The sequence below is a fragment of the Bradyrhizobium sp. MI1.3 genome (genome assembly GCF_055811695.1).
Window position 1 is genome coordinate 1 of the sequence record NZ_JBVVPQ010000218.1, and the last position, 940, is coordinate 940.

The 940-nt window shown below is 59.3% G+C and carries 1 protein-coding gene and 1 pseudogene; one reads left to right on the forward strand and one right to left on the reverse strand.

Translation table 11 applies throughout. The annotated features are described in order from the left end of the window. Nucleotides 1–392 precede the first annotated feature (392 nt). Nucleotides 393–642, forward strand: a pseudogene (locus AC0L3A_RS40720) (transposase); the annotation flags it as partial. A gap of 61 nt (nt 643–703) precedes the next feature. Here AC0L3A_RS40720 and AC0L3A_RS40725 read toward each other — a convergent pair. After that, the coding region (locus AC0L3A_RS40725) for a transposase (protein ID WP_473256579.1) at nt 704–940 on the reverse strand (237 nt) is incomplete at its 5' end.

Consider the following 940-nt stretch of genomic DNA (forward strand, 5'->3'; position numbering starts at 1 on the left):
AGTTCTCGGTGGTGATAGGGGCGGTGCCATCAAAGTGGTTCAGCGGCGTATGGCGGGAAAGATCAGCATGGGCGCGCCCGGGAGGCGCTGCCGACCGCAGCCGAGCCCCTGTAGATCCCTCTGGACCTTTTCTAGGAATAACGACGTACGTCTGTGGCCCCTTTCTAATCCATGTTGTGATATGCCCAAATCGCACTTCCGCAGGTCATGTTCTCTGGCGAGCTTGGGTACTGGCCTGTTTCCGACCTCAGTGCTTGGCTTGAAGCTGAGAGTGGCCTGTTTTCGTTTCGTGCCTGGCCTTGATCTATCTCAAAGGGAATTGGTCCGCGCCGAACATTCAATGAACGCCATGGAACGGCACCACCCACTTTCGCTCGTCTGGCTGGCGCACGTTCGACGACGAAGTCCGCCAGTTGGCGAAGTCGGATAGACGACGCGCCGACTGATGACGGTTCCTGGTCGGCGTGGTTTCCGCCTTGGCCTTACCGCCATACGATCGACGACCCATCGCGCTTCCGATCGGCATCAAGCGTCGGCGCCCATCTGGGTCTTAGCCTCGACGCAACTGATATCAATGGCAAGATATCACGATGCGGCGACCGCCTTCTCCGAACCGGACTAGCTCCGACGGCGCGAGCACTACCACCGTCCGTGGGCGAGTTCAGAAATGTAAGCTTGACAACAAACCGCAATTAGTCGTCCGTTAAGAAGCCGAATTGAGCGGGAGCGGACAGGCAAGCGTATGCGATAGCTGGATCAGGAAGAGGCACAAGAGTTCTCTGAGCCAGGCGAGGATACGGCGGAAGTTGTGTCCGACTGCTGAGAGCACGACGTTAACGGCGTCGCCGGCGCGGCCTTTGAGATAGCAGCGGCCAAGGTGACCTTCGGCCTTCAGATGTCCGATGATGGGCTCGATGGCGGAGCGGCGCCGGAGCTCGCG